Source organism: Ferdinandcohnia sp. Marseille-Q9671 (assembly GCF_976954385.1).
In genome coordinates, this window is the sequence record NZ_CDRJTA010000004.1 from 151,458 (window position 1) to 177,315 (window position 25,858).

The 25,858-nt window shown below is 36.9% G+C and carries 29 protein-coding genes and 1 riboswitch; of the genes, 17 read left to right on the plus strand and 12 right to left on the minus strand.

What is annotated here, in order from left to right; genetic code table 11:
* Positions 1-20 precede the first annotated feature (20 nt).
* From sigY to ACWNMY_RS16070, 10 genes are all read left to right on the plus strand, one after another.
* Complete coding sequence (gene sigY / locus ACWNMY_RS16025) at positions 21-584, plus strand: RNA polymerase sigma factor SigY (protein ID WP_449539264.1); 564 nt, start codon at positions 21-23, stop codon at positions 582-584.
* A complete protein-coding gene (locus ACWNMY_RS16030) occupies positions 538-888 on the plus strand; it encodes a YxlC family protein (RefSeq protein ID WP_449539265.1) in 351 nt (116 codons plus the stop codon). Before sigY ends, ACWNMY_RS16030 begins: the two co-directional genes overlap by 47 nt.
* Entirely contained in the window at positions 885-1,088 is a 204-nt protein-coding gene (locus tag ACWNMY_RS16035) for a sigmaY antisigma factor component (RefSeq protein ID WP_449539266.1), read from the plus strand. Before ACWNMY_RS16030 ends, ACWNMY_RS16035 begins: the two co-directional genes overlap by 4 nt.
* Positions 1,088-1,294, plus strand: a complete 207-nt coding sequence (locus tag ACWNMY_RS16040; protein ID WP_449539267.1) for a hypothetical protein — start codon at positions 1,088-1,090, stop codon at positions 1,292-1,294. The genes ACWNMY_RS16035 and ACWNMY_RS16040 overlap by 1 nt, the downstream gene beginning before the upstream one ends.
* The gene (locus ACWNMY_RS16045) at positions 1,275-1,589 is read left to right on the plus strand and encodes a YbjQ family protein (RefSeq protein ID WP_449539268.1); all 315 of its coding nucleotides are present in this window, start codon (positions 1,275-1,277) and stop codon (positions 1,587-1,589) included. Before ACWNMY_RS16040 ends, ACWNMY_RS16045 begins: the two co-directional genes overlap by 20 nt.
* 90 nt (positions 1,590-1,679) lie before the next feature.
* Positions 1,680-1,859, plus strand: a riboswitch (TPP riboswitch).
* A 94-nt stretch (positions 1,860-1,953) separates the two neighbouring features.
* Positions 1,954-2,664, plus strand: coding sequence for a thiaminase II (tenA, locus tag ACWNMY_RS16050; protein WP_449539269.1), 711 nt, complete (start codon positions 1,954-1,956; stop codon positions 2,662-2,664).
* On the plus strand, positions 2,661-3,245 hold the full coding sequence (locus ACWNMY_RS16055) for an ECF transporter S component (RefSeq protein ID WP_449539270.1): 585 nt from the start codon (positions 2,661-2,663) through the stop codon (positions 3,243-3,245). The genes tenA and ACWNMY_RS16055 overlap by 4 nt, the downstream gene beginning before the upstream one ends.
* Positions 3,246-3,258: 13 nt before the next feature.
* On the plus strand, positions 3,259-4,731 hold the full coding sequence (locus tag ACWNMY_RS16060) for an ABC transporter ATP-binding protein (protein ID WP_449539271.1): 1,473 nt from the start codon (positions 3,259-3,261) through the stop codon (positions 4,729-4,731).
* Between the two features lie 15 nt (positions 4,732-4,746).
* Positions 4,747-5,523, plus strand: a complete 777-nt coding sequence (locus ACWNMY_RS16065; RefSeq protein ID WP_449539272.1) for an energy-coupling factor transporter transmembrane component T family protein — start codon at positions 4,747-4,749, stop codon at positions 5,521-5,523.
* Positions 5,524-5,669: 146 nt separating this feature from the next.
* On the plus strand, positions 5,670-6,689 hold the full coding sequence (locus ACWNMY_RS16070) for a thiazole biosynthesis adenylyltransferase ThiF (protein ID WP_449539273.1): 1,020 nt from the start codon (positions 5,670-5,672) through the stop codon (positions 6,687-6,689).
* Between the two features lie 281 nt (positions 6,690-6,970).
* On the opposite strand, the gene ACWNMY_RS16075 is transcribed toward ACWNMY_RS16070, so the two are convergent.
* On the minus strand, positions 6,971-7,357 hold the full coding sequence (locus ACWNMY_RS16075; RefSeq protein WP_449539274.1) for a globin domain-containing protein: 387 nt from the start codon (positions 7,355-7,357) through the stop codon (positions 6,971-6,973).
* 209 nt (positions 7,358-7,566) lie between these two features.
* Between ACWNMY_RS16075 and ACWNMY_RS16080 the strand changes: the two genes are divergently transcribed.
* Positions 7,567-8,835, plus strand: a complete 1,269-nt coding sequence (locus ACWNMY_RS16080) for a hemolysin family protein (protein WP_449539275.1) — start codon at positions 7,567-7,569, stop codon at positions 8,833-8,835.
* Positions 8,836-8,874: 39 nt separating this feature from the next.
* Here ACWNMY_RS16080 and ACWNMY_RS16085 read toward each other — a convergent pair whose 3' ends face one another.
* The 3 genes from ACWNMY_RS16085 to ACWNMY_RS16095 form a co-directional block, all read right to left on the minus strand.
* Positions 8,875-9,264, minus strand: coding sequence for a hypothetical protein (locus ACWNMY_RS16085; protein WP_449539276.1), 390 nt, complete (start codon positions 9,262-9,264; stop codon positions 8,875-8,877).
* Positions 9,265-9,297: 33 nt separating this feature from the next.
* The gene (locus ACWNMY_RS16090) at positions 9,298-9,507 is read right to left on the minus strand and encodes a YozQ family protein (protein WP_449539277.1); all 210 of its coding nucleotides are present in this window, start codon (positions 9,505-9,507) and stop codon (positions 9,298-9,300) included.
* A gap of 866 nt (positions 9,508-10,373) precedes the next feature.
* Positions 10,374-10,583: a small, acid-soluble spore protein, alpha/beta type gene (locus ACWNMY_RS16095; RefSeq protein WP_449539278.1), complete on the minus strand. Its 210-nt coding sequence runs from the start codon at positions 10,581-10,583 to the stop codon at positions 10,374-10,376.
* A gap of 282 nt (positions 10,584-10,865) precedes the next feature.
* Here ACWNMY_RS16095 and ACWNMY_RS16100 point away from each other — a divergent pair, with 282 nt between their 5' ends.
* Positions 10,866-11,108 (plus strand): hypothetical protein, encoded by a 243-nt coding sequence (locus ACWNMY_RS16100; protein WP_449539279.1) that lies wholly within the window; start codon positions 10,866-10,868, stop codon positions 11,106-11,108.
* A gap of 36 nt (positions 11,109-11,144) precedes the next feature.
* On the opposite strand, the gene ACWNMY_RS16105 is transcribed toward ACWNMY_RS16100, so the two are convergent.
* The 8 genes from ACWNMY_RS16105 to ACWNMY_RS16140 form a co-directional block, all read right to left on the minus strand.
* On the minus strand, positions 11,145-12,242 hold the full coding sequence (locus tag ACWNMY_RS16105) for an ABC transporter ATP-binding protein (protein ID WP_449539280.1): 1,098 nt from the start codon (positions 12,240-12,242) through the stop codon (positions 11,145-11,147).
* 110 nt (positions 12,243-12,352) lie between these two features.
* Positions 12,353-13,261, minus strand: a complete 909-nt coding sequence (locus tag ACWNMY_RS16110) for a PucR family transcriptional regulator (protein WP_449539281.1) — start codon at positions 13,259-13,261, stop codon at positions 12,353-12,355.
* Positions 13,262-13,374: 113 nt separating this feature from the next.
* Positions 13,375-13,560: a hypothetical protein gene (locus ACWNMY_RS16115; protein ID WP_449539282.1), complete on the minus strand. Its 186-nt coding sequence runs from the start codon at positions 13,558-13,560 to the stop codon at positions 13,375-13,377.
* A 271-nt stretch (positions 13,561-13,831) separates the two neighbouring features.
* Positions 13,832-14,041, minus strand: a complete 210-nt coding sequence (locus tag ACWNMY_RS16120; RefSeq protein ID WP_449539283.1) for a YheE family protein — start codon at positions 14,039-14,041, stop codon at positions 13,832-13,834.
* A 305-nt stretch (positions 14,042-14,346) separates the two neighbouring features.
* Positions 14,347-15,531 carry a YheC/YheD family endospore coat-associated protein gene (locus ACWNMY_RS16125; RefSeq protein WP_449539284.1) on the minus strand — a complete coding sequence of 395 codons (1,185 nt, stop codon included), beginning with the start codon at positions 15,529-15,531 and terminating at the stop codon, positions 14,347-14,349.
* Positions 15,528-16,886 (minus strand): YheC/YheD family endospore coat-associated protein, encoded by a 1,359-nt coding sequence (locus ACWNMY_RS16130; protein WP_449539285.1) that lies wholly within the window; start codon positions 16,884-16,886, stop codon positions 15,528-15,530. The genes ACWNMY_RS16125 and ACWNMY_RS16130 overlap by 4 nt, the downstream gene beginning before the upstream one ends.
* Positions 16,887-17,014: 128 nt before the next feature.
* Complete coding sequence (locus ACWNMY_RS16135; RefSeq protein WP_449539286.1) at positions 17,015-18,085, minus strand: YheC/YheD family endospore coat-associated protein; 1,071 nt, start codon at positions 18,083-18,085, stop codon at positions 17,015-17,017.
* A gap of 37 nt (positions 18,086-18,122) precedes the next feature.
* A complete protein-coding gene (locus ACWNMY_RS16140) occupies positions 18,123-19,481 on the minus strand; it encodes a YheC/YheD family endospore coat-associated protein (protein WP_449539287.1) in 1,359 nt (452 codons plus the stop codon).
* A 241-nt stretch (positions 19,482-19,722) separates the two neighbouring features.
* On the opposite strand from ACWNMY_RS16140, the gene ACWNMY_RS16145 reads away from it, so the two are divergent.
* From ACWNMY_RS16145 to ACWNMY_RS16165, 5 genes are all read left to right on the plus strand, one after another.
* On the plus strand, positions 19,723-20,859 hold the full coding sequence (locus ACWNMY_RS16145; RefSeq protein ID WP_449539288.1) for a DUF445 domain-containing protein: 1,137 nt from the start codon (positions 19,723-19,725) through the stop codon (positions 20,857-20,859).
* A 265-nt stretch (positions 20,860-21,124) separates the two neighbouring features.
* Positions 21,125-21,478 (plus strand): YlbF family regulator, encoded by a 354-nt coding sequence (locus tag ACWNMY_RS16150; RefSeq protein WP_449539289.1) that lies wholly within the window; start codon positions 21,125-21,127, stop codon positions 21,476-21,478.
* A gap of 319 nt (positions 21,479-21,797) precedes the next feature.
* Positions 21,798-22,661, plus strand: coding sequence for a Cof-type HAD-IIB family hydrolase (locus ACWNMY_RS16155; protein WP_449539290.1), 864 nt, complete (start codon positions 21,798-21,800; stop codon positions 22,659-22,661).
* A 274-nt stretch (positions 22,662-22,935) separates the two neighbouring features.
* Positions 22,936-24,450 carry a coproporphyrinogen III oxidase gene (locus tag ACWNMY_RS16160; RefSeq protein WP_449539291.1) on the plus strand — a complete coding sequence of 505 codons (1,515 nt, stop codon included), beginning with the start codon at positions 22,936-22,938 and terminating at the stop codon, positions 24,448-24,450.
* A 239-nt stretch (positions 24,451-24,689) separates the two neighbouring features.
* Positions 24,690-25,835 carry an acyl-CoA dehydrogenase family protein gene (locus ACWNMY_RS16165; protein ID WP_449539292.1) on the plus strand — a complete coding sequence of 382 codons (1,146 nt, stop codon included), beginning with the start codon at positions 24,690-24,692 and terminating at the stop codon, positions 25,833-25,835.
* Positions 25,836-25,858 lie beyond the last annotated feature (23 nt).

Consider the following 25,858-nt stretch of genomic DNA (forward strand, 5'->3'; position numbering starts at 1 on the left):
CTTGGGGGAGAATTCATTCCATGGATGAAAAGGAACTGATTCGCAGTGCTAAGCGTGGTGACTCGCTAGCATTTGCCATGCTTTTTAAGGAGCATTATCCTTTTTTAGTAAAATATTTAATAAAGGTTACGATGAAGCCTGATATAGCAGAAGATCTTGCACAAGAGGCGATGATGAAAAGTATGGAAAAAATCAAAATGTATAATGGCAAAGCGAAATTCTCCTCTTGGCTCATTACGATAGCTACCAATCTATATATTGACCAACTTCGTAAAAAGAAACGGGAAAAAAATTACCAGGACCAGGAGCAGGCATTACGTAAAATGAAGTGGCAGTTTGAAAACCAATCGGAGGACTGGAATGATGTTCTTGCAGCGCTTGGAAGGCTTTCGGATGAAATTCGAATTCCAATCGTATTGAAGCATTATTACGGATACTCGTATGAAGAAATAGCAGATATGTTACAAATTGCTCTTGGTACTGTTAAATCTAGAATTTATAATGGGATACAAACAGTAAGAAAGGAGTTGAGACCAAATGAAGAAAAACAAGCTCATTCTACTAAAAGACAAACAACTACATGAAGAAGATACAGATACCATTAAAGAAATAAATGAGGCTTTCACTAAAATTGATAACAATTATTCGGTTTTCACTCCTGATTTGCGAGATTTTGAACAAATGGTTGTGGTTGAACAGCAAAGACAGAGGAAAAAGTTTAGACGGGATTTGACAATCTTTATTTTAATCGCACTATTTATGATAACGGTTCTTATTACATCGTTTTTCCAGATTCCTGTTGTATTTGTGATTATCCAGGGAATCGCAACAATAAGCCTGCCTATCTATAGTTACATTCGCTACCGAAACCAGGTGGTACGAACATGAAAGAGTATGATATCAAATTCTGGATTGTCATTGTTTTAATTTTACTTATTCAGAGCTTTTGGTTGTTTTTAGATGCAAGAAGGCGCGGGCATAACTACTGGTTTTGGGGGATTTGGGGCTTAATTCAAACACCAATGCCAATTGTTTTTTATCTGATTTTCGCAAGAAAAATTTATCGACGTAAAGCAGGTAGGAATTAATGAGGAGCATAGCGAAATATATTGTATTGACCATAGCTGTAGTAGGACAAATTATTGGACTAGTGTATTTGTTCATTGATATTAAGCGGGCTATTACGTTTTATTCTTTTTACATGGTTGCCATTGTTCTATTATTTGCATTATTAGTTTGGGACAGAAAACGAGAAAAAGAGGAGGATGACCAAAATGATTATCGTGACTACTGATTTTGTACCTGGAAAAGAAGTGAAAGAACTAAAAGGATTTGTAAGAGGAGGTACGGTTCAGTCCAAGCATATAGGTAGAGACATTATGGCAGGACTGAAAACGATTGTTGGGGGAGAGATTTCAGATTACACTGAAATGCTAGAGGAAGCTCGTCAAAAGGCTATTGGCCGTATGGTTGAGGATGCTAAGGCAAAAGGTGCAAATGCAGTTATTGGGATGCGACTACAAACCTCAGCGGTCATGCAAAATGCGTCAGAAATTATTGCGTATGGTACGGCTGTGTATGTAGAATAACCACCTTTTTAAAATGTAGATTTAAATAAAAAGCTTGAAAATGTAAACTATCATGTTATGATTACAATTAAGAAAATTCAATAAGTATGTTTTTTCCGCTAGGGGTGCCTTTAAAAAAAGGTAAATGTCTGCAACTGTTCTTATCTTAATGAACATAGTTAAAATGACATTTATCCAAAGGCTGAGATCGAGGATTGATTAGTCATGACCTTGAGACTCTTAGAACCTGATCTGGTTGACACCAGCGTAGGGAAGTGGATAATGGGTCTCTTTTTTTAGTATGATAATTTCCCAAAACCACCTTCTTTACGCTGCGGGCGAGAAGGTGGTTTTTCTTTGTCAAAAAAAAACGGGAGGTAAGGTAATGTTATTTTCAGAAAGAATTCGCAAAGAGGCAAATCCAATTTGGGAGGCAAGCTTTGAACATCCGTTTGTAAAGGGAATTGGAGATGGCTCATTATCAATTGAATCGTTTCGCTATTATGTCATGCAGGATGCTTATTATCTAACTCATTTTGCAAAAGTTCAAGCAATAGGTGCAGCAAAAGCAGGGGATTTACATACGACGAATCGACTTGCGATTCATGCACAAGGAACCTATGAGGCAGAACTTGCTCTTCATAGAAGCTTTTCAGAGAGACTAGGTATCACTGAGGAAGAGAAGCGAAACTTTAAGCCTGCACCTACAGCGTATGCTTACACGTCACATATGTACAGAGCAGCATACAATGGGCATTTAGGAGATGTTATCGCAGCCATTTTACCTTGTTATTGGCTATATTATGAAATTGGCGAGAGACTACAAGAGTGCAAACCAGACGAACCTATCTATCAAGAATGGATTGCTGCATATGGGGGCGATTGGTTTAAAGACCTTGTAGAAGAACAAATTCATAGATTAAATGAGATAGCTGAAAAAGTAACGGAGGAAGACCGTGAAAGAATGAAAGAACATTTTCTGATTAGTAGTCAATACGAATATTCTTTCTGGGAAATGGCTTACCGTTTAGAATGTTGGCCAGTAGAAACGAAATTACATATTTCAAGTGTTCAAGGGTTGGAGAAACACTTATGAGACAAGGGCTAAAACTATCCGATATTCTGGTAACCATTGTAATTGCGATCGCTTTTGGAGTTATTTATATCCTATGGGGTTCCTTGTACTACCTTGTAAAACCACTAGGGCTACATGCTGATCAATTTTTGTATGGGATGTGGTTTATTGCAGCGACAGTTGCGTATTTAGTCATTCGTAAACCAGGAGTTGCACTTTTGGCTGAGATTGCTGCTGCTTCAGGAGAGTTTATTTTAGGGTCACCTTGGGGCCTAACAGTTCTTATCTATGGTGTTGTTCAGGGATTGTTTGCTGAAATGGTATTTATGGCTTTTCGTTACAAGAGATTTAATATTGCTGTGGTAGTACTAGCAGCTTTATCCTCCTGTTTAGGGTCAATCATTATGGATTTTGCTTATGGTGAAATTGGGGATTTAGCTGCATGGAATCTAACATTATTCCTGGTAGCTAGATTTTTAGGTTCTATTTTGTTTGCAGGTATCTTCGCATACTACCTTGTAAAGGTCTTAGAAATGACGGGAGTGACAAACCTTGTGCGCCCAGTAGCTAGTAGCGAGTATGATGCACTTGATCAACAATAAAAGGGTGTAGAGAATGAAACCTATTACTTATGTCGAGAACCTTCGATTAAAATTTCCAGGAGATGAGTCATTATTGTTTAAGGACCTATCCTGTTTTATCAGGGAGGGGGAGAAGGTTTTACTTCTTGGACCTTCGGGATGTGGAAAGTCTACACTCCTTCAAGTGTTGAGTGGGATTATTCCAAACTCTCAAGAAGTACCGATGAAAGCGGATGGATTACAAGTTCCCCCTACCTGGGGCTATGTTTTTCAGGATCCAGATTCTCAGTTCTGTATGCCTTATGTAGATGAGGAACTTGCTTTTGTTCTTGAGAATCTCCAAATTCCTCGGGAACAGATGGATGAGCGTATACAGAAGCTGTTACATCAAGTTGGTCTAGACTTTGAGAATGTTCACACAAAAATCCAAGCGTTATCTGGTGGTATGAAACAGCGGTTAGCCATTGCCTCGGTACTAGCATTAGACCCTGATGTTCTTTTTTTGGATGAGCCAACTGCAATGTTGGATCCAGAGGGGACAAAGGCAATTTGGGAAGTAATGAAAGAGGTAGGATATAATAAAACGTTGATTATCGTGGAGCATAAGCTTGAACATGTTCTCGAGTTAATTGACCAGATCATTCTATTTAATGAGGCAGGAGAAATAATTGTTAATGGATATAAGGAAGAAGTTTTATCCGATTATAAGAATACAATGCGAGAGCAAGGGATATGGTATCCGGGTGTTTGGGAAGAGTTTGTTACTAATAATGAGTGGTGGAAAGAGTATGAACCAAAAAAGGAAAGCAATCTTCCAGAATTAAGCATTAAACACTTTAAGGGATATAGGGAGAAACAAGAGAAAATTTATGTTGATGATGCTACCATAGAACCAGGAGAATGGATTGTTGTAAAAGGTGAAAATGGTGCTGGAAAAAGTACGTTATTACATTCCCTTATGCAGTTTATTAAAACAACCGGTCACTATGAATTACAAGGGAAATCTATCAAAAATGGAAAAATGCTCAATAAAATAATGACTTTTGTTTTCCAAAATCCAGAACTTCAATTTGTATCTAACTCGGTCTATGAAGAAATAGCGTACACGCTTCGAATAGATAAGATAAACCATAGAGAAGTAACTGAAAAGGTAGAGGAGCTACTAGAAAATTTTCATCTTACAAAGCATAGAGAAAAGCACCCTTATCAGCTGTCGATGGGGCAAAAAAGAAGATTAAGTGTTGCTGCCTCATTAATAAGGGGCCAACATATCATTTTACTGGATGAGCCTACATTTGGGCTTGATTCTAAGAATACATTTGCGCTTCTTACCTTAATAGAAAAGTATAGACAAAATAATGCGTCAATTATTATGGTAAGCCATGATCAAAAAATTGAGCAGTATTTTGCAACTAGAGTTTGGACCATTGAAAATGGGAAGTTAACCCATGATGAGGCGACTAGAAGAAAAATAGGTGGAGAGATGAGTTACCTTGTAACGAACTAATGGAGGAAAACTGTCATGCAATTTGAACTTCCAAGTAAGGAAACGTGGCTTTATCGGATTAATCCCAGCGTAAAACTACTAGTTTTACTTAGCCTATGTATAGCTATATTATTCACAGATGATCTTACTTTTACTATCAATGTATCTATTGTAGTATTTCTATTATTTTTTTGTTTCACTGGTCATCCTTTTATAAGGATAACCTTGCTCTCTCTACCATTTGTATTTATATTTCTTTCAACATCGACCTCAATGATCCTCTTTGGCAGTGGTGACATAATCTGGTATGAGTGGGGACTTATTCGAATTACAGAGGAAAGTTTCTATAGAGGTTTATTAGTTGGATTTCGAGCGATAATCTTTGCGGGGCTAGGCTTGACGTTTGCTTTAACTACTCGCCCAGTTTTTCTCTTTTATTCTCTTATGCAACAAATAAAGTTGCCTCCAAAATATGCGTATAGCTTTATGGCGGGATTACGGTTAATTCCTATTATGATTGAGGAATTCCAAACCATACAAAATGCGTTGAGAGTTCGAGGGGTTGAACATCAAAATGGTAGTAGATCTCTTTTTTTAAAGTTGAAAGCTTATTCAATTCCCTTGCTTTCCCAGAGTATCAGACGAGCTCATCGGATTGCAATTGCGATGGAGGCGAAGCGCTTTTCAAATCATAGCAAACGAACATTTTACTACGAATTTACATTTTCTAAACACGATATTCATTTTATCCTATATTTTGTACTATTACTTGGTATAGGGTATCTTACTTCCTTATTTTTTCCATATGTTTAGAAAATTGTTCAAAGCTCTTAACTCGAAATAACGGTACTTCAATGATGGTACCATGGTGTGATACTATATTTTTAGGATTATATGACAGAAGGGATCATTTATTGGAAGTTTGACCAAATGTCGCATATGGAAGGAATGATTATTAATTGAGTGAACGCTATTCTCGTCAAGAACTCTTTACCCCAATTGGAGCTAAGGGGCAACAGAAAATACGAAATAAGCATGTTCTTATTGTAGGTGCGGGGGCGTTAGGTACAGGAAGTGCCGAGGGACTTGTTCGTGCAGGAATAGGAAAAATAACAATTGTAGATCGTGACTATGTCGAATGGACGAATTTACAAAGGCAGCAATTATATAGTGAAGCAGATGCAATGAATCGTTTGCCAAAGGCGATTGCTGCGAAAAATCGTTTAGAGGAACTTAATTCTGAGGTTGATATTCAAGCGGTCATTATGGATGTTTCGGTTCAAGATATTGAAAACATGGTTACAGATGTAGATCTCATTATTGATGCAACCGACAATTTTGAGACTAGAATGCTTTTGAATGATGTATCACAAAAATTTAGTATCCCATGGATTTATGGGGCGTGTGTTGGAAGCTACGGTATTAGTTATGCCATATTACCAGGGAAAACACCTTGTCTACATTGTCTGTTAGAAACTGTTCCTATTGGTGGACTTACTTGTGATACTGTCGGAATTATTAGTCCAGCCGTACAAATGGTGGTGGCCTATCAGATAACTGAGGCATTAAAATTACTCGTTGAAGATTATGACTCACTACGGAATACACTTGTTTCGTTTGATTTGTGGAAAAATCAGCATACAGCTATTAAAGTTGATAAAGTGAAAAAGACAGGCTGTCTGTCATGTGGCGATGAACCAACCTATCCTTACTTATCTTATGAAAATCAAACAAAATCAGCTGTATTATGTGGTAGGGATTCTGTTCAAATTCGACCAAGTGAAAGAATTGAGCGGGATCTAGACCGACTTGAAGAACTCCTGCTTGCACAAGGAGCTAAAGTAGAAAAAAATCCTTATCTACTTTCCTTTAGTAAGGAACAAAACAGAATGGTTGTGTTTAAGGATGGACGTGTGCTAATTCACGGTACAAAGGATCTCTTAGAAGCAAAAAGCTTATACCATCGATATTTGGGCTAAGTTATGAAAGAAGAATCAAAGCTTTTCACAAAAAATTCATCCTTCTGACATAAAACTGTCTAATAGATGAACCTTATTCTTCCACGTTAGATGATACTCTAAAAGTAAAAAAGGAGGAATCAATGTGGAAGAATTATCAATAACATTCAACATCACAGCTGCCCTTGTTTTACTTTTCTTTATCGGTGCAATGTTGATTGAATCATAAAAAAATCCACGGATTCGTGGATTTTTTTAATTGAGATGTTATCGTTTAAAGGAAGATCACTTGCTTTTTGGTTCTATTCAGCGGTATTTACCATAATTCCTGCGACTTGCTGAAGTCGATTATAAAAGGATTCTGCTATATCATCAGTGAGACCAATTTCATCAAATGCCTCTTTCATACAGCGTAGCCATGCTTTTGCACGTGTTGGAGTTATTTCAAATGGCATGTGACGATGTCTCATAGCTGGGGGACCAAATTCATTACTATATAAGGTGGGACCACCTAAGAACTGAGTGAGAAACATCCTTTGCTTCCGTTTGATTTCCTCTATATCTCCTTCAAATAAAGGAGCTAAATCAGGGTCACTATATACTTTAGGGTAGAAAGTATCAACCAATTGTTGAATTGTTTCCGTACCACCTATTTCCTCAAATAAGGTATTCAGTCTATATTGTTCCAAAGTATCACCGCCCTTTTTTATAAGTACTATATCATACTAAAAATATAAAAGTGTGATTTGAATCACACATAGAGATAATCGTTCCCATTTATATAATTGTTTGCTATTATAAAATCATAGTACCAATTTATTTAAAAGGTAAACTTTAGTCTTATTGTTTCCACAATAAAGAAACAAAGTCAATTACATTATAGGAGAGTGAAATTTTCGTGGATGATTTGCCACTGAGTACCATCATAGTGTTAGTTTTGTTAATTATGTTATCAGCATTTTTCTCTGCAACTGAAACAGCATATTCGAGTGTTAACCGAATTCGTTTAAAGAATTATGTTGATGAAAAGCGCAGAGGAAGTAAAAAAGCTTTTTATATTACAGAGCATTTTGATAACGCACTTTCAACTATACTAGTGGGTAATAATATTGTTAATATTGCTGCTGCATCAATTGCATCAAAGGTCGCATCAGACCTAGTCGGTGGGAATACTGGTCTTGTAATAAGTACATTTGTGATGACGTTACTTATTTTAATTTTTGGGGAAGTTCTTCCTAAATCCTTTGCAAAAGAGAATGCGGAATCCTTCACATTACGGGTCTCTGGGATATTATTTATATTAATGAAAATACTTACTCCAATTACATATCTATTCGGATTATTAAAGTCACTAGCAGCAAAGATCATTAAAAGTGATAATGATTCCCCATCCTTTACTGAAGAAGAAATTAAGGTAATGGTTGATTTAAGTGAAGAAGAAGGGGTTATTGATAATAAGGAAAAAGAATTAGTACACCGTTCCTTAGATTTTAATGATATATTGGTCGGAGAAATCTTAACACCCCGTATAGACATGATTTCTGTAGAAGTAAATGATCCTGTTGAAAAGATACGAGATATGTTCTTAGAGGAACGTTTTTCACGAGTGCCAGTGTACGAAGATAATATTGATAATATTATTGGGATTTTATCTGAACGCGAATTTTTAAGCCTTCTTGTTCAACAAAAAAATATAAATGTTCGCTCCATTATTCGAAAACCATTCTTCGTTGTAGAATCCATGAGAATTTCTACTCTTTTGCCAGAACTTCAAAAGAGCAAGACTCATATGGCAATTGTTGTAGATGAATTTGGTGGTACTTCTGGCTTGCTTACTTTAGAAGATATTTTAGAGGAGATAGTTGGAGAGATATGGGATGAACATGATGAAAAAATAAAATATATAACTCAAATAGATGAAAATAATTATGAAATAAATGCTGATATACCACTCGATGAGTTCGCAGAAATGATTGGAATCGATGAACCTGAAAGTTCACACCATTCCTTGGGCGGGTGGATTTTTGAATCCTTTGAGAAAATTCCTGTTGTCGGTGACACCTTTGATTATCTGCATCTTACGCTAACGGTCACAGAAGTAGAAAACAGGCGTATTAGGAAAGTGAATGTTGAAGTAAATCAACCGATACTTGAAATAGAAAAGTAACGAAAAAAGGATAGCTTCCAGTGGGCTATCCTTTTTCGTTTACTGGATCATTTGGGCTAAGTTTTGAGGAACCGGTACCTTTTCATCAACATCATATTTTTTTTCAAATGAGTGATATTCAAAAAGTGTTCCTTCTGGTGATGATACGGATAGGTCGAGAATATAGTCACCGTGGTCACCCTTTGTTTCAAGATAAAAGGCGTTGTCCGCAACTTTAAGATGATAAAAATGGTACTGAAACCCTAGAAATTCTTTTGTATCAAATACAGTGTCTGGATGGGTTGATATATATTGCGCAAGATCATCTATTGTAACAGTTGGTTTGTTTAAAACAGTATTGAGTTTATCTTTTACGAGTTGGGATGTAGTGGATAGTGTAGCTTTTGCCTTTGTTGTTATATCCCGGATAATTTGATTTACTTCACTCATTGGATCTCTCCTAAAAGGAAATTCTGTTTAAGGCTATTCTTCGTAGCCTTTCCTTGGAATTTCAATGTTCTTACCCTTTACATCATCGATAACCGCTTTGATTTCACCTTCCATGTAAGCATCACTCACTTGCTCGTGAGTAGTAGCTAATCCAGAAGAAAGCTGATCGTTTTTCTGATAGTCACTAGGGTCATATTGTCTTGCTGCTAACTCATCGGTACTATTCTGTAATTTATCCTTCAATGTGAATGCCCCCCCATAGATAGTTTTTTCATACTTAGTATCCCAACAATCAGAAGTAATAAATCAAGTCAAAAGTTGGAACATTGGTTATAGAACATTGATTTGAAAGGGGAATCTGTCAATTGATTTGTGCAAGGTATTCTCGTCTTTATACGGGAACACCTTCGTTAGTAGGTAAAATTTCTAGATGTATATCAGTATTGGATCCGTGTTTTACATACGAATGGCTTACCTGTAGCCAAACGCAAAAAAGCATGCGAAAACTTGATTTACGAATGCAATTCTCGTCATTTTTCTTAAATAGCATTCGCAAGAGGGTAAATTTTACAAATAACGCCCGTATTTAACCTTTAGTTTCCTTAACCTGGATGTTGCGAATGATTTACCCTTAGCCCGAGGAAAAAAAGCATGCGAAAACTTGATTTACGAATGCAATTCTCGTCATTTTTCTTAAATAGCATTCGCAAGAGGGTAAATTTTACAAATAACGCCCGTATTTAACCTTTAGTTTCCTTAACCTGGATGTTGCGAATGGTTTACCCGTAGCCCGAGGCAAAAAAGCATGCGAAACCTGGATTTACGAATGCAATTCTCGTCATTTTTCTTAAATAGCATTCGCAAGAGGGTAAATTTTACAAATAACGCCCGTATTTAACCTTTAGTTTCCTTAACCTGGATGTTGCGAATGGTTTACCTTTAGCCAAGGCACAAATGCATGCGGAAACTTCGTCATTTTCATTAAATATCATTCGTAAAATGATAATTAGTATAGACTGCCGGCTCGGACCAACATGGTTTACGCATCAAATTGAAAACAAAGAGACACCCTATAAGGGTGCCTCTTTAGCCATAATATTTAATTTTTATTAACCTTGACGACCACTCATAGATTGTTGAGCGAAAGAGACTAAACGCTTTGTAATTTCTCCACCAACTGATCCGTTTGCGCGAGATGTAGTGTCAGCACCTAAATTTACACCAAATTCTTGAGCAATTTCAAACTTCATTTGTTCGATAGCTTGTTCTGCACCTGGTACTAATAATTGGTTACTGTTGTTGCTGTTGTTGTTTGCCATGTTCCTTCATCTCCTTAAACTAAGATTTTTTTGGTGGGTTACTCCGGAATTGCACCAGATATAAGGGTTTCCTTAGCCACTAGGCTAACCCGTCTATATAATGTTTTGCTTGTTTTTGTTGTTGGCGCTTTGTGACTTGCTGTGTTTGTACTAAGTATTATGTGACGTTTAAAAGATTATATTCGAAAATGTTCTTACCAATTAATTCCTCCAAAATAAGAAGCATAACACCACTCTTTCATCAGAAACTATCTATATAAAATATAAAGGGAGAAAATCCATATGCACATTTGTCCGTTATGTAATGGCTTTAAAAATGCATCTTTTTCTTGTGCACAATGTGGCAATGAACTCGAAGATTCAGGACGCATTATTGATTATTTCGATGATTATAGTGCATACATGCAAATTGATGATATGAAAAAGATTGATGGTATTCAATCAACTCTAAGTAATCATGAATGTGCTCATTTGTTCTATTGTGTTAATTGCCATAACCAAGAAATAAAGCTTATAAAGGAATAAAAAAAGTCGCCGATTGGCGACTTTTTACTTATAAGATTAGCGAATTCTTCTTTCATTTTCAGCATCAAAGAAATGACACTTGTTCATGTCAAATGCTAGCTCGATTGTCTCACCTGGTTTAGCTATAGTACGAGCGTCAACACGAGCAACAAACTCTGTTCCAGCAACTTGTGAATAAAGCATTGTTTCAGCACCAGTTAATTCAGATACTTCAATAAGTGCTTTAATTTTAGAACCTTGAGAGGACTCAATGAAAACAGGCTCATCATGGATATCCTCTGGACGTACACCAAGAATGATCTCTTTGTTTACATAGCCTTGTTCACGAAGAACTTTCATTTTTCCTTCTGGTACAGCTACACTTACATCACCCATTGTAAATGAACCATCTTTTAATGTACCAGAGAAGAAGTTCATTGCAGGTGATCCGATGAAGCCGGCAACAAACACGTTTTCTGGATTGTCGTACACGTCTTTAGGTGCACCTACTTGCTGGATGATACCGTCTTTCATAACAACTAGGCGAGATGCCATTGTCATAGCTTCTGTTTGGTCATGCGTTACATAAATAGTAGTTGTTTGTAGGCGTTGGTGAAGTTTAGAAATTTCAGCACGCATTTGTACACGAAGCTTTGCATCAAGGTTAGATAATGGTTCGTCCATTAAGAATACTTTTGCATCACGAACGATAGCACGTCCTAGCGCAACACGTTGACGCTGACCACCAGATAAAGCTTTAGGTTTTCTAGCTAAGTATTCTTCTAATCCAAGAATTTTTGCAGCTTCTTTTACCCGACGATCAATTTCATCTTTCGGGAATTTACGAAGCTTTAGTCCGAAAGCCATATTATCATACACGCTCATATGTGGATATAAAGCGTAGTTTTGGAATACCATTGCGATGTCACGATCTTTAGGTGCAACATCATTCACACGCTTTTCATCAATGAAGAAGTCCCCTTGAGAAATTTCCTCTAATCCAGCAATCATTCGTAGAGTAGTAGATTTACCACAACCAGATGGTCCTACGAATACGATAAATTCCTTATCTTGAATATGAAGGTTAAAATCTTCTACAGCAGTTACTTTATTGTCATACACTTTATAGATATGATCTAGTACTAATTCAGCCATTTTTTCTTCCTCCTAGTGTAAACGTTTTCGATAAACTTAGTTTACTTTATAGAGGACAAAATCGTAAATGTAAAAAGTGCACAAAACCATGAAAGGGTTTTCGTGCATGTCTACGAATCTGAAAAATGCTCAATAGTCAAAATGGCTAAATAGGTAGTGACTGCACCCTGAAAGTGTTTAACGTCAATGCCAGTTTTTTCAATGAACTTTTCAATTCTATATTGCAAGCTGTTGCGATGCATATAAAGTCGTTTCGCAGCATTTGATACATTTAAGTCGCTTTCGAGGAAAACCTTAATTGTTTCAAGGAATTCCTGATCGTTTTGGAGTTCCTGTGTGATGACGTTCTTGAGTTGATCTCGAAACGAATTATCCATATTCTCAAGTAATAAAAATGGCAATATATCATGAATTTTATAAACCTTTTGCTTGTGTAAAAAATGAATAGCCTTTTGGAACGATTCCTTCTCCGTTTTAAATAAGGCAGACAAATCATCCGAAAGTGGATACGTTTGTCCTATAAAAAGACGAAGATCTGTGTAAAAATCACTTGTCAGTGTTACAGTGATTTCTTCGTAGATAATGTCTTCAATTAATTCATCATTCCTTGTTTCAATGAGAACTCCACTTGTATCATTTTCCCATAGAAAGATAGTATCTGTAGGTAAAAGTGCCTGAAGGGCCTCTTGAAATTCAAGTTTGTCTGTTATCGGTTGATCAGTGTGAAATTGGATAAAACGACATTGTGTAAATGAGAACTTGGTAGGTATAACCTGACCTTGCTGTAAAAATAAGAAATTATACCAAAAAGCTTGTATATCAGACATATCATTCACATGTGCTCCATACGGGGTGAACAATGAAGCTAATAGAGAGAGTTCTTTAGAAGAAAGTTTGTCTTTTTCTATTCCGAAATAGGTTTTTGAGTCAGTTGAAAACCAAGCATACTGGTCCGTATTAAAAGGGGTGTCAGCAGTTTTGAATGCATGATTAAAATGTGCCTTTAATTTCTCAATCATTGTATTAGATCCTTTCTACAACTATGGGATAACGACAATTCAATTGTGTTTACTTCCTACAAAAAACAAAAATTCTCCTTCTATTATAACAGAAGGAGAATGGATTGCCTGGCCTATTCGATTTCTTCAGGTGGATCTTCTTCTACAAAATCGCGAGCTTCTTCAATATTTGTTTGACCGTGAAAACGATGTACACTGCCGCCAGACATACCTTCATTGATGAAACGGTCCACATCCATAAAAACCTCATCTTTACCCTCGTATTGCAGGTCATCGCGCTCTTTATTCTTTTTACTCATCTAAAAACCTCCTTCAGTGTCACTTTTCGAGAAATTGAGGATTTCTCGAAAGTTCCTTTGAAACTTAGTTTGTGAAAGAGGGGGGAAAATAATCAGGTAGTTGTTTAAAATATAAGTAAGTATAAAGTTCTGCAAGAAGTTTTCAATGTCTAGCTTTAGGCGCCATCAGCTCGAGGTCATAAGTCAATCGCTTCTGAAGGCAAAATGCTCCTTCTGTCAGCGCTTGCCTTATGCTTGTCGCCGATAGGAGAGCGCCTTGCGCTTTTCTTATCTACTCATAAACATGAAATAGCATTAGCTCATGAATTTGTTTTGTGATGTCATTAAGTACCTTTAATTCAGGGTGATCTCCATGCCAATCAATGCTCCCATCTTTATTGTAAACACCATTGTATTTTGCACCATTATAGTAAAAGGAAAAGCTCCAGCCAGGAATTTTATTGCTATTGTATAACGATTTCCATTGGAAATGTGAGATCATTGTTTGCTCTCCTTAAGTAGTATTTGTACGGTTTCGCTTCATCGCCTTTTAAGAGGACGCTTATGCTTTTGTTCCTTGTTTAGGAAATTATAAAATTCAACCTTTTGATAAGTTATAAATGAGTTTATCTACATCTAGCTCCAGCGCCTAGCCCCTCGAGGTCATAAGCCAATCCGTCAAGAAGGTCAAAGAGCAACCTTCTCACCGTCTCGTCTTATGCTTGTCGGACTTGCACATGATGTGCAGATGTCCACGTTTGCCTCAGGACGTGGCAGCTTTTAGTGGACGTTCATTTATCAAGGCGCTTATGCTTTTGTTCCTTTCATTATAAGGAGTTTGGTTAAATTTTCAAGCCCTTTCTTTTTTATATGTGTTTCATCGAAGATCATAGGCTTTGAATTAATTTCATAGATAAAGATGGCTCCATCTACAGAACGACCTAAATCGATTGAGAATTCACCAATAAATTCTCCGGTTTGTCTCATAAGCTCTTTTCCAATTTCAAAGCAGAGTTGTTGTAAAGTATCTTCATTGAAACGGGAACGTAATGCATGATAGGGAAGAATGGTACCGCCATTGGGAACATGAGTGGTAAACCCATTTGTTCCAGCAAGCCGGACTCCTATACCGCTTATAAAATGACCTTTGTCTCCATAGTGGCATAAAATACGCAGATCATAACGCTTTTCCTTAAATGTGTCAGCTTCTACGGACCTTTGAAGTAGAAACTCCTCGTTTGAAAAGACTTTATTATTCACATTCCAAAAGGAGGAGAGAGAAGCATAGCTCTGTTTTCCATGAATGGTCTCCACGACAACCCCTTTTTGGTTATATTTGATACGATATAGTCCAATCCCTTTATGCCCAACGGAGGATTTAATATAGAGTTCACGATGTTTTTTTAGCATTTGTTCAAGATCCTGTTTTTGTTTTAATAAAATGGTCTCCGGAAGAAAGTTCCTTACGTAATCATTTGATTGCAAAATTTGAAAAGTATCCCATTTCGAAAAAAAGGACGGATTGAAGAAAGGAATCTTATTTGCTTTGAAGTAAGACACAATCTCTTTGAATTTCTGTGATTTCTCCATGGTTCGGTAAGGAATGCGATTATAGATAGCATTGGGAAGAGGAGTACGTAGTTTAATCCATTTTTGTAAAGGTTTATAAAAAGTGAGTGCTTCCATTTGATTTTCTTTAAGTGAATCAGGTGTGAGCAAAACCCCCAATGCTCCATGTTTCTGTATGGATAAAAGTAGATTGCGAAGTACAGGTAGATTTCCAATATATGAGTTTTCATCGCTAGACCCGATAAGAATACCAACTAGTGGACCGGCAGTATCCCCTAATCTTTTAACAAGAAAAGGGAGCGATTGTTTAGGCTTGCTCCCTACGTAAGAAACGGTATCCTTCGTTTTTCCAAAGGTAAGTCCATTAGGTTCTTCACATTGAAACCACTCTTGTTTTTTTATGTGATAATACAGCGTAATCATCTGAAAACTTCCTCAGGAGTTTTTATAGTTGTTTCCGTTAAGTACACTGCGTATTGTAAAGGTAGTCTGCTTGAAAGTTTATCATATTTACGTAACTTTGGATGTGAAAAGATGGATCTACCAGGCTTAGAATTTGCTTCAAATAACCAAACACATCCATCTTTGTCGACACCAAAATCAAAACCAAGTTCACCAATATGACCTTTTTGTCTAGCATCAATTGTATGACTAATGGTAAGTGCAGCTTCTTTTAAAGAATTAGTTATTTTACTACACTCATCATCGTTGGGAAATATCTCGTTAAGAGTGCGTACAACACCTCCGTTATTTAGATGTGTCGTCACACTCCCACGCCCTGCAATTTTTCCTGCCATTACACTTACCTGCCATTTTCCTTTTTCGTCTTTATTTGTATGAACTCTAAAATCGATGGTTTTATGATCCTTTCGAAGCAAATGTATCCCTTGTTGTACGATATAATGTTCTAATCGTTTATTCCTAAAGTGGGTATTAATGAAAGCCTCAATTGATGAAAAGCGTTGTAGTCTGTTTTTCCCTTCCTCATCACGATATCGGCAGTAATAATCCCCATTTTCACGATCTAGGAGTATTTGATAAATGCCTAACCCAAGGCTTCCATTTGCAGGTTTAATATAAACATGCTGATATTTAGAGAGCATTCGTTCAATTAAGGAAAATGTAGGGTTCTTATGTGTTTCAGGTAAATAGGTGGCTACTTGGACATCACTTTCTAATTGCTGGTGAATATCCCATTTGTTAAAAAATCCAGGGTTAAACCAAGGAATTAAATATTCATGGTGCAGTCTTTGCTTTATCTCACGTAATGACTTATGTTTCTCAGTTCTCCGATTTGGTAATCGGTCATACACCACATTTGGGAATGGAATTTCAATTGTCTCCCAACCGTTATGATTATGGAAGAGTCCATGAATTGTTCCTTTTTCCCACTCAATATGCTTAGCCCCAAAAATAAATACATAAGCCCCAACAACTTTTTCTTGAGCAAGTAGCTTTGCGAAAAAGAGAGTTCGCTCACCGATAGGTCGAATCATTGATTCAGTAAATCCAGCAGTGAAAATACCAACCAAGGGACCAATGTAGAGGGTATCTTCATGGACAAAAATCTGCGTAGTGCTAGTATATGGTACTTGTAGGGATTTATAGATATCCTCAGATAATGTGATTTCCTGCTTATCGACTTGAATTACCTTACATTCGCAGGAAGCGGTACCGAAAAAAATATACCTAATTGGTGTTTGTAGTTGGATTGATTTCGGTAAATATACTTTTCCATTCTCATTAGTCGTTATAGAAAGTGGAAGCGGCATTCGCATGAAATTTTCAGCTCCTTTTGATGCATTTCTAAAATTATCGACGAATCGGAAGTGAGAAGATAAACCACAGTCTTATGACTTAAAAGGAAGGTCTCCTATCCACGGTCAAAGCGTATCAATTATCATAATTAACTAGAAACTTCTGAATGTAAATGAAGACAATAATGTAAAGGTGCACGATAAAGGGTGTTCTCTTTCGTTTGGTCTGTTTCTAAGATTACTTTTCTACCAGGTTTCGAGTTTGTGTCTAATAACCAGATTGCCCCTTCCTTAGTAAGACCTAAATCTACTCCTAATTCAAATAAAGTAGTAAACTGATTCTCTAACACAAAGGGGAGCCTTGTAATAATTGTATGAATATTATCTTCAAGTAATTGCTTTTGATGGGTAGACATATTTTTGGTCCAACTGACAAAGGAATGGGTTTCACCTCCACCACCTAGGTTTGACACAATGTGATCTGGCAACCCTACACGTATTCCACGACCCTGCTCAATCCACTTACCTTGACTACTTTTCTGAAGTAAGATTCTTATGTCAAAGGGACGCTTGTTCTCATCATATAAGGGTAAGTAGCTCTGTGTTAAATATGCTCGAGTGCCAATGAATGTATCAAGCCATTTCTTTACATCTCCTCTAGTAGTAAACTGCTTCCTAGATAATTCATTTGACTCCTTATAAATAGCCTCCGCATAATTTCTGTGCAAAAATAGTCCAATAATACCTTTCCCCATAGAACCTGTTTCAGGTTTAAGGATAATTTTGTGTTGTTTCATAAGGACCCGAAGTACAGCACTAGAAGAAAGAGCTTGTTCAGAAGTAGGGATATATGGAGACAAGATTTTATCTTGACTAAGTACATTGTAGATATCCCATTTGTTCGGAAGGCCATGACCAAGGAAGACGTTTCCTGGTCGACTTTTGAGCCAGTTCATGATGGGCTGACTTCTTTGTGAAATGTCATCATTTGTATAGAAACAACGGTCATATAAGTACGTTGGAATATCAAATATAGCAGGATCCCAGTTGTTTGTTTCGGTATTGTATTGTTCACCCCGAATTTTTTCCGAACCTGGTTCAATTGAGGTTGGTGTAAATCTATAAAACTGGATTCCAAAATCAGGTGCGCGTTTGGCAATTTCAGTTGCATACCCTTTTTCTTGATTTGGATAGATAGTAACAAATCCTAAAGATATCAATAAACTCTCTCCCTTCATGTTTAAGATTTTTATCAAATTACGAACGATTCGAAAGGAACACACAATGTTGTAAAATGGCTTTTGCACTTGGACGAATTTTAGAAGACAATTTATCTTGTTCTAGATTTTTAGAAGGTTTTGTATTGACCTCAATAATCGTGGGAATCCCAGATGAATCTAGTGCAAGGTCAATCCCCAACTCTGCAAATATTCCATCAGCTGTGCAATCTATGATTGACGCAACTTCTAGTGCAAGATCTTTTAGTAATCTTTTTATATGTGGTATCTGTTTCACGTCAAAATTTTCTACAAGTACATCATGTACCCTCTGAATTTCTCCACCTCTAGCAAGGTTTGACACAAATTGATCTTTTGAAGACACCCTAGCTACTGCAGAGGTAAGTCTCCATTTTTCACTATCCTGCTTTTGACAAAGAATTCGGAAGTCTAGTGGTTTCTCATTTAGTAAAAGTAATGACATACATTGCTGTACAATGAAGGTTTGTTGTTTGAGACGTGAGTATAAGGACTGAAACAAAGACGAGAAGCTTTGGTGTACCGTCTCGATTTCGCCAGAAAATGTTGTATAGTCCAGATAATAGGTGCCTTGATTCGTTTTATGAATTCGGAAAATATTTCTCCCTTGGCTACCATGAACTGGTTTTACAAATACACATTCATATTTTTCTAGCATTTCGAAGAGAATCTCTTTGCTTGTTAAAAGCATGGTATCTGGGAGGTACGAATGGAGATGCTCATTTTCATGAAGAATCTCATGTACTTCCCATTTATTTAAGAAATGATCATTAAAATAGGGAACATTTTTCTGTTGTAATTCATGTGTAAACCTTATGAATACCGGTGATTGTTCTCGTTTTCGAGAGTGAATGCGATTGTGTACAACATGAGGATAGGGGACAATTGACTTTACCCAGGTTCCATCTAGATTTACGTATCCATTTTGTTTCTGAAAAATAGGTAAAGAAAATACGTAAAACAGAACCCCGATTTGATTTGCAAATAAGGAAAGTTCATTGCAAAAATCCTGAATGGAACCGAATGATACTTGGTTGTCTTTTTCTGTTATTTCAGTCAATAATCCAACCACCGGGCCCAACTCAAGTGTGTTTTTAGCCTGCTTGAATAGATTAATTGAAAAGCTTTGACTTGGTAAATGTAACTCGTTTAATAAGGTATCACTTATTAAAAGAACAGGTTCACTCTCATTAATAGATACGATTTCGACGTTGACACTATTCCTGCTACAAATGAGTGTAATCTCTTTCGAACTTTCTAGGGCGAGGTTCTTAACGATTACATCACTCATTTTTATATGAAAAGAGGACACCTGTTCATCAGAAACCGGTATGACCTCTATAAGAACTTTTTCTGTCATATTTATAACCCCATTTGCTGACTTGGCGTTCAAACACTATAATTAATAAGACGGTAAAATGAAACAGGACACAACTTCTTGTAAAGAAAATAGGCGAATGTCTGATATCGTATCGTATGAAACAACATAAAAAACTGTGAGTGAAATAAATGGGAATATAACTTTATTGGGCAAGGGTATTGCCCTCATTAGTTGTAGTAAATGATTGTTCTTAGGATGGGAAATGTGAAAGGGTGATTGTATGAACGGATTAGTAATGATTTTGTTTATGATGATAATCGGAGCAATTATTGGTGGAATAACAAATTCATTGGCTATTAAAATGCTTTTTAGACCTTATAAAGCAATATATATCAGGGGAAAACGACTTCCATTTACTCCAGGATTAATCCCCAAAAGGAGGGATGAGCTTGCAACTCAGATGGGAAAAACGGTTGTAAACCATCTTTTAACTCCAGAAAGTATTAAGAAAAAGCTTCGTGATGAAAGCTTTGTACGTGCAATAGAAGGATGGGCAAAAGAAGAAGTTGAAAAAGTAGTAACTACCGAAAAGAATCCAATTCAATTAGCAGCATATATAGGAATTCATAAGCTTGATGAACTCGCTGAGGAAAAGCTCAAAGGGTTAATAGAAAAGAAATATACTCAGCTACTAAATGAGTATGGCACTAAGGAAATAGGGGCTGTGATCCCTGAGGAGTTACTCGCGAAATTAGAATCAAAGTTTCCGGATGTTGCATCATATATCTCGGAAAAAGGCATTGAGTATTTTGAAAGTGAAGAAGGTAAACGTCGATTACAAAGGATGATTGATGACTTTTTGGCGACCAGAGGAGTACTTGGAAATATGGTACAAATGTTTTTAGGAAATACGAGTTTAGTGGATAAAATACAGCCAGAAATTGTGAAGTTTTTAGGTAACCCTGGAACGAAGGAATTAATTTCTTCCTTAATAGAAAGGGAATGGAGCAAAGTAAAAGCTTGGGAAGTCAATAAAGTAATAGAGCAAATGGGCTCAGAAAAGATCTTATCTATTCTAAAGGAACAGTCGGTCCATATAGTCCCTGTTAGAAAATATCTCGAGACTCCTGCAAAGGTTTATTTATTGCCTTATAAAGAGCAAATCCTACATGACTTAGTACCAAAAGGGATACAAATGGCTGGTGACTTTGTTGCAAATCGCATAGATCAACTAATGAAAAGTCTACGTATAGAGGAAATTGTAAAAGACCAGGTTGGCACTTTTTCTGTAGAACGTTTGGAAGAGATGGTATTAGGTATTTCAAAACGTGAGTTCAAAATGATTACCTACTTAGGTGCCTTGCTTGGAGGAATCATTGGGATATTCCAAGGGGGCTTGGCGCAATTACTTCAATAAATGTAAGCAAAAATCTAATTTTTGAATATGTTAAAAAAATACCCGCGTTTTTTCAATGTCTAGCTCTAGGCGCCATCGGCTCTCTGGTCATAAGCTAATCGCTTCGGAAGGTAAAATGACCTTCTGTCAGCGCTTTTCTTATGCTTGTCGCCGATTGGCAGGCACCTTGCGCTTTTCTAATAGGGATGAATTATATGAAAATGTTTGTTATAGTGGAAAAGTACCATTTTGCTCGCAGTAAATCATTGGAAAAGGAGGTAGTAAAATGGGAGTGAATTTATATGATGTTGCCTACGGTGTTGAAAAGGCAATTCGTGAGAGTGACGAATTTAAGGAGCTTAAGAGCCTTTATGACCAAGTGAATGCAGATGAGGGTGCAAAAAGATTATTTGAATCTTTTCGAAACATCCAACTTTCCCTTCAACAAAAGCAAATGATGGGTGAAGATATTTCAGAACAAGAAGTGCAGCAAGCTCAACAGCAAGTAGCCCTAGTTCAACAGCACGAAACAATTGCAAAGCTTATGGAAGCTGAGCAACGCATGAGTGTTGTAATCGGTGAACTAAATCAAATCATGCTAAAGCCTTTAGAAGAGCTTTATGGAAGCATGGAGCAATAATAACCAGGCGGAGGCCCGCAGTAAATGTGGGTTTCTTTTTTTTGCTCATTTTGCTCCAATAGCATGAAATTAAAGGAGCAAGCTAGATTGCTCAAAAATTTCATGCTACCTGAGGCTACCTTTCAGCCCAAGAGCTGAAAAGGCATGTGAATCCAAGGATTCACATGAATGAGCTAAAAACTCTGTTATTAATGCAACAATAAAACCTCTTAAACTTCTAGGTAACCAGGTTTTCCAATAATCCTTTTGTTCTAATCAGTTTCATTTTTTCATAACCATATGTATAGGGACAGCTACATCGAGAAGGAGGCTCCACTATATGTATAGGTTACTTGCAATAAATGTTGATGGAACGTTACTACGCCCGAATGGACGGCTTCAAAGCGGTACAAAGGAAGCAATCGACTTTGTTCGAGCGAAGGAAGTATACGTGACTCTCGTAACAAGACGTCATTTTCCATCGACCAAAAAGATAGCAAAGGCTTTAAAACTAGACTCATTATTGATCACACATAATGGGGGATTCATAAGTAATAACCTAGATGATCCGATACATGTTAAACGTATATCTGAAGAGAAAACATTTAACATCGTACAGGTATTAGAGAACTTTAAATGTAGTATACGGCTTCAACATGAAAAATTTTCTGTTGGAAACCGAATGAGATTCCCAGGTAATTTGATTGCCAAAGCAATGTTTGGCTCGGGGGACCCACTCTTTTATCCGATGCAATTTGTTGATTCGTTAGGTGACTATTTAACAGACAGCCCTGTTGCTCCACCTAAGATTGAGGTATATTCACAAAGTGAAGATGAGCTTAAAACCATTCAGGAAACAGTGAATGAACATTTCCAGGATATTCAGGTTCATCTAACTGAACCACATAAGCTAGAAATTACACCAGAGGGGGTTTCGAAGCTAAGTGGTTTAAAAACATTAGCAAAACACCTAGATATTCCATTACATGAAACGGTAGTAATCGGTGACTCTCACGACGATATTGAAATGATTGAAGCAGCGGGTTTAGGAGTTGCTATGTGGAATGCACCTAAGGAAGTAAAGTTTGCAGCAGACTGGGTGACGCGTTCGAATAATATGAGCGGTGTCTCCTATATGATAAAAGAACATTTTAGAAAACAGCAGCGCATTGAGTTTTTAAAACAAATTAAGATTGAAAAATAGATTCAGTGTTGTAAGCCTCCACTTTTGTGGGGGCTTATTTTTTGAATTCTATGTGTTGATATTGCTAACGCCGATAGAATTGAAATAACGCCGATAGAAACGAATTATCGTCGATAGAATAAATATAACGCCGATAGAATAAAATTATCGCCGATAGAGCAACAGAAGTTCATCCAGAACAGAGACTAAAACTAACCAAAATTCTCATATTGATAATAAAACACACATTCTGTACACTTATATAAGCTAATTCATTGAAAAGGTGAGACATATAATGCGTATTTTGTTTAAAGGACTAGAAGATGAGCGATTTGTACGGCCATTACAGCTAATTACAAATCTGTTCTACGAAGAAAGTGAAATATCAATTACTGATCTTGAGAATCCGGAACTTCTTATAGATATTACGTATGCTTATAACAGCCCTATTATTTCAACACATTCGAAGCTAATTGACGTAACATCAGGAAAGACGTATGAAGGTGGTTACGAGAAAGAGTTTCCACCATTTGAAAATGAAAAAGAGCTATTTAAAAAGATTAAAAATTCCGTTGCCCATGTTTATGTAACTGTTTTACAGGACTTTACAGGTGTTACACAACCATGGGGGATGTTAACAGGAATTCGACCGACAAAGCTTTTACACAAGAAAATTCAGGAAGGTATTTCTCCGGACGTTGCTCATAAACAATTAAAAGAAGAGTACCTCATTACAGATGAAAAAATCGAACTGATGCAACAAATTGTTGAACGTCAGCTGACAATGGTACCAGATTTATACCAACTTCATAATGAGGTTAGTATTTATATTGGAATCCCCTTCTGTCCTACAAAATGTGCATATTGCACATTCCCGGCTTATGCGATCAATGGAAGACAAGGGTCGGTCAATTCATTCCTTGGTGGGCTTCATTATGAAATGCGTGAGACTGGCCGTTGGTTAAAGAAGAACAATATTAAAATTACAACTGTCTATTATGGTGGAGGTACTCCGACAAGTATCACAGCCGAAGAGATGGATATGCTGTATGAAGAAATGTACCAGTCATTCCCGGACGTTGAAAACATACGTGAAATTACAGTTGAAGCAGGGAGACCCGATACAATTACTCCGGAAAAACTAGATGTTTTAAACAAGTGGAAAATTGACCGAATTAGTATTAATCCACAATCCTATATCCAGGAAACATTAAAAGCGATAGGGCGTCACCATACGGTTGAGGAGACAATTGACAAGTTTCATCTTGCGCGAAGCATGGGCATGAATAATATCAACATGGATTTAATTATTGGTCTGCCAGGTGAAGGAGTAGAGGAGTTCGAGTATACACTTTCTGAAACAGAAAAACTTATGCCAGAATCACTAACCGTTCATACGTTATCCTTTAAGCGTGCATCGGAAATGACGCGGAACAAGGATAAGTATAAAGTCGCTGATCGTGATGAAATTACACATATGATGAATAATGCCTCTAAGTGGACCAAGAAACATGGATATGTCCCTTACTATCTATATCGAATGAAAAATATTTTAGGAAATCTAGAAAATGTAGGCTATGCTTTTCCAGGACAAGAAAGTATCTATAATATTATGATCATGGAAGAGAAACAGACTATTATCGGTCTTGGTTGTGGGGCTGCAAGTAAATTCATAGATCCTATTACGGGTAAAATTACACAATTTGCTAATCCAAAGGATCCAAAATCCTACAATGATCATTTTGTGGAATACACGAATAAAAAAATTGATATTCTAAATGACATATTGGGTGTACCAAAAGGGGTATAGGAAACTATACCTCTTTTTTCTGAAAAAATTTTAGATTTCAACAGGATTTTTCCTCCCGATGAGGAATTATTCAAGTACTGGTCCTCATAAAGTTAAACAGACTCCTTTTTATCAACTTTATTTTGTAAGCGTTTTCTTGCATCTGCTAAGAGTAACTCCACATTTTGTTAACTACTTCATACAGTTACACATTTTCAATTTATTTCAGTTATACCTAAGTGTTTGGAAGGAGGTATGTCATGACAGCGCGTTATTTACAGAATGAACATCATATTTTTAGAGACGCGTTTCGAAAGTTTCTAGAAAAAGAGGCCTATCCCTTTTATAGCAAGTGGGAAAAGGACGGAATGATTCCACGTACCTTTTGGACAAAGATGGGGGAGAATGGCTTTCTTTGTCCGTGGGTTGATGAGGCATATGGAGGACTCCAAGCTGATTTTGGATACTCAGTTGTGATTAATGAAGAGCTTGAAAAAGTTGGCGCAAGCATGATTGGAATCAGTTTGCATAATGACATTGTCGTACCGTATTTGACCGAATATGGGACGGAGGAACAAAAAAAGAAATGGCTACCAAAATGTATCTCGGGAGAAATCATAACGGCGATCGCGATGACAGAACCCGGTGCAGGTTCTGATTTAGCAGGAATAAAAACAACTGCAAGTAAGAGCGGTGAACATTACATTGTAAATGGACAAAAAACATTCATAACAAATGGAATCCATGCAGACCTAATTGTGGTTGTTTGTAAAACAGACCCAAAGGAGAGGCATAAAGGCATTAGTTTACTTGTTATTGAAAGAGATACACCTGGATTTTCAAGAGGGAGAAAGTTAGAGAAGGTTGGGCTACATGCACAGGACACAGCAGAACTAATTTTTGAGGATGCAAGAGTTCCAGCTGAAAACCTTCTAGGAACAGAGGGGAAAGGATTCTCTTATTTAATGCAACAACTCCAACAGGAGCGACTTATTGTAGCAATTTCAGCCCAAATAGCAGCAGAAGAGATGTTTAAGCTGACTGTTAAATACGTAAAAAATCGAGAGGCATTTGGAAAGTCGGTTAGTACATTCCAAACTGTTCAATTCAGGTTAGCAGAAATGGCAACAGAGATTGAGATAGGGAGAACTTTTTTAAATGAGTTAATCGAGCAGCATATGTCTGGAAAGGATGTGGTTACAAAAGTTTCAATGGCAAAGTGGTGGTTAACCGATCTGGCAAAAAAAGTGGCTTCAGAATGTATGCAGCTACACGGTGGATATGGATATATGGAGGAATACGAAATTGCAAGAAGATACCGAGACACCCCGGTTTCAGCGATCTATGCAGGGACAAATGAAATAATGAAAACAATTATTGTGAAAAACATGGGGCTTGGGCTTTAACCAAACCTAAGGTATGAAATAAT

What these genes read in the sequence shown, in the direction of transcription:
- ACWNMY_RS16130 (WP_449539285.1), bottom strand. Translation starts at nt 16,886, where the DNA reads ATGCGAATGCCGCTTCCACTTTCTATAACGACTAATGAGAATGGAAAA.
- ACWNMY_RS16125 (WP_449539284.1), bottom strand. Translation starts at nt 15,531, where the DNA reads ATGATTACGCTGTATTATCACATAAAAAAACAAGAGTGGTTTCAATGT.
- ACWNMY_RS16140 (WP_449539287.1), bottom strand. Translation starts at nt 19,481, where the DNA reads ATGACAGAAAAAGTTCTTATAGAGGTCATACCGGTTTCTGATGAACAG.
- ACWNMY_RS16150 (WP_449539289.1), top strand. Translation starts at nt 21,125, where the DNA reads ATGGGAGTGAATTTATATGATGTTGCCTACGGTGTTGAAAAGGCAATT.
- ACWNMY_RS16060 (WP_449539271.1), top strand. Translation starts at nt 3,259, where the DNA reads ATGAAACCTATTACTTATGTCGAGAACCTTCGATTAAAATTTCCAGGA.
- tenA (WP_449539269.1), top strand. Translation starts at nt 1,954, where the DNA reads ATGTTATTTTCAGAAAGAATTCGCAAAGAGGCAAATCCAATTTGGGAG.
- ACWNMY_RS16095 (WP_449539278.1), bottom strand. Translation starts at nt 10,583, where the DNA reads ATGGCAAACAACAACAGCAACAACAGTAACCAATTATTAGTACCAGGT.
- ACWNMY_RS16120 (WP_449539283.1), bottom strand. Translation starts at nt 14,041, where the DNA reads ATGATCTCACATTTCCAATGGAAATCGTTATACAATAGCAATAAAATT.
- ACWNMY_RS16100 (WP_449539279.1), top strand. Translation starts at nt 10,866, where the DNA reads ATGCACATTTGTCCGTTATGTAATGGCTTTAAAAATGCATCTTTTTCT.
- ACWNMY_RS16145 (WP_449539288.1), top strand. Translation starts at nt 19,723, where the DNA reads ATGAACGGATTAGTAATGATTTTGTTTATGATGATAATCGGAGCAATT.
- sigY (WP_449539264.1), top strand. Translation starts at nt 21, where the DNA reads ATGGATGAAAAGGAACTGATTCGCAGTGCTAAGCGTGGTGACTCGCTA.
- ACWNMY_RS16110 (WP_449539281.1), bottom strand. Translation starts at nt 13,261, where the DNA reads ATGATTGAGAAATTAAAGGCACATTTTAATCATGCATTCAAAACTGCT.
- ACWNMY_RS16055 (WP_449539270.1), top strand. Translation starts at nt 2,661, where the DNA reads ATGAGACAAGGGCTAAAACTATCCGATATTCTGGTAACCATTGTAATT.
- ACWNMY_RS16160 (WP_449539291.1), top strand. Translation starts at nt 22,936, where the DNA reads ATGCGTATTTTGTTTAAAGGACTAGAAGATGAGCGATTTGTACGGCCA.
- ACWNMY_RS16040 (WP_449539267.1), top strand. Translation starts at nt 1,088, where the DNA reads ATGAGGAGCATAGCGAAATATATTGTATTGACCATAGCTGTAGTAGGA.
- ACWNMY_RS16115 (WP_449539282.1), bottom strand. Translation starts at nt 13,560, where the DNA reads ATGAGTAAAAAGAATAAAGAGCGCGATGACCTGCAATACGAGGGTAAA.
- ACWNMY_RS16030 (WP_449539265.1), top strand. Translation starts at nt 538, where the DNA reads ATGAAGAAAAACAAGCTCATTCTACTAAAAGACAAACAACTACATGAA.
- ACWNMY_RS16045 (WP_449539268.1), top strand. Translation starts at nt 1,275, where the DNA reads ATGATTATCGTGACTACTGATTTTGTACCTGGAAAAGAAGTGAAAGAA.
- ACWNMY_RS16085 (WP_449539276.1), bottom strand. Translation starts at nt 9,264, where the DNA reads ATGAGTGAAGTAAATCAAATTATCCGGGATATAACAACAAAGGCAAAA.
- ACWNMY_RS16035 (WP_449539266.1), top strand. Translation starts at nt 885, where the DNA reads ATGAAAGAGTATGATATCAAATTCTGGATTGTCATTGTTTTAATTTTA.
- ACWNMY_RS16155 (WP_449539290.1), top strand. Translation starts at nt 21,798, where the DNA reads ATGTATAGGTTACTTGCAATAAATGTTGATGGAACGTTACTACGCCCG.
- ACWNMY_RS16165 (WP_449539292.1), top strand. Translation starts at nt 24,690, where the DNA reads ATGACAGCGCGTTATTTACAGAATGAACATCATATTTTTAGAGACGCG.
- ACWNMY_RS16065 (WP_449539272.1), top strand. Translation starts at nt 4,747, where the DNA reads ATGCAATTTGAACTTCCAAGTAAGGAAACGTGGCTTTATCGGATTAAT.
- ACWNMY_RS16105 (WP_449539280.1), bottom strand. Translation starts at nt 12,242, where the DNA reads ATGGCTGAATTAGTACTAGATCATATCTATAAAGTGTATGACAATAAA.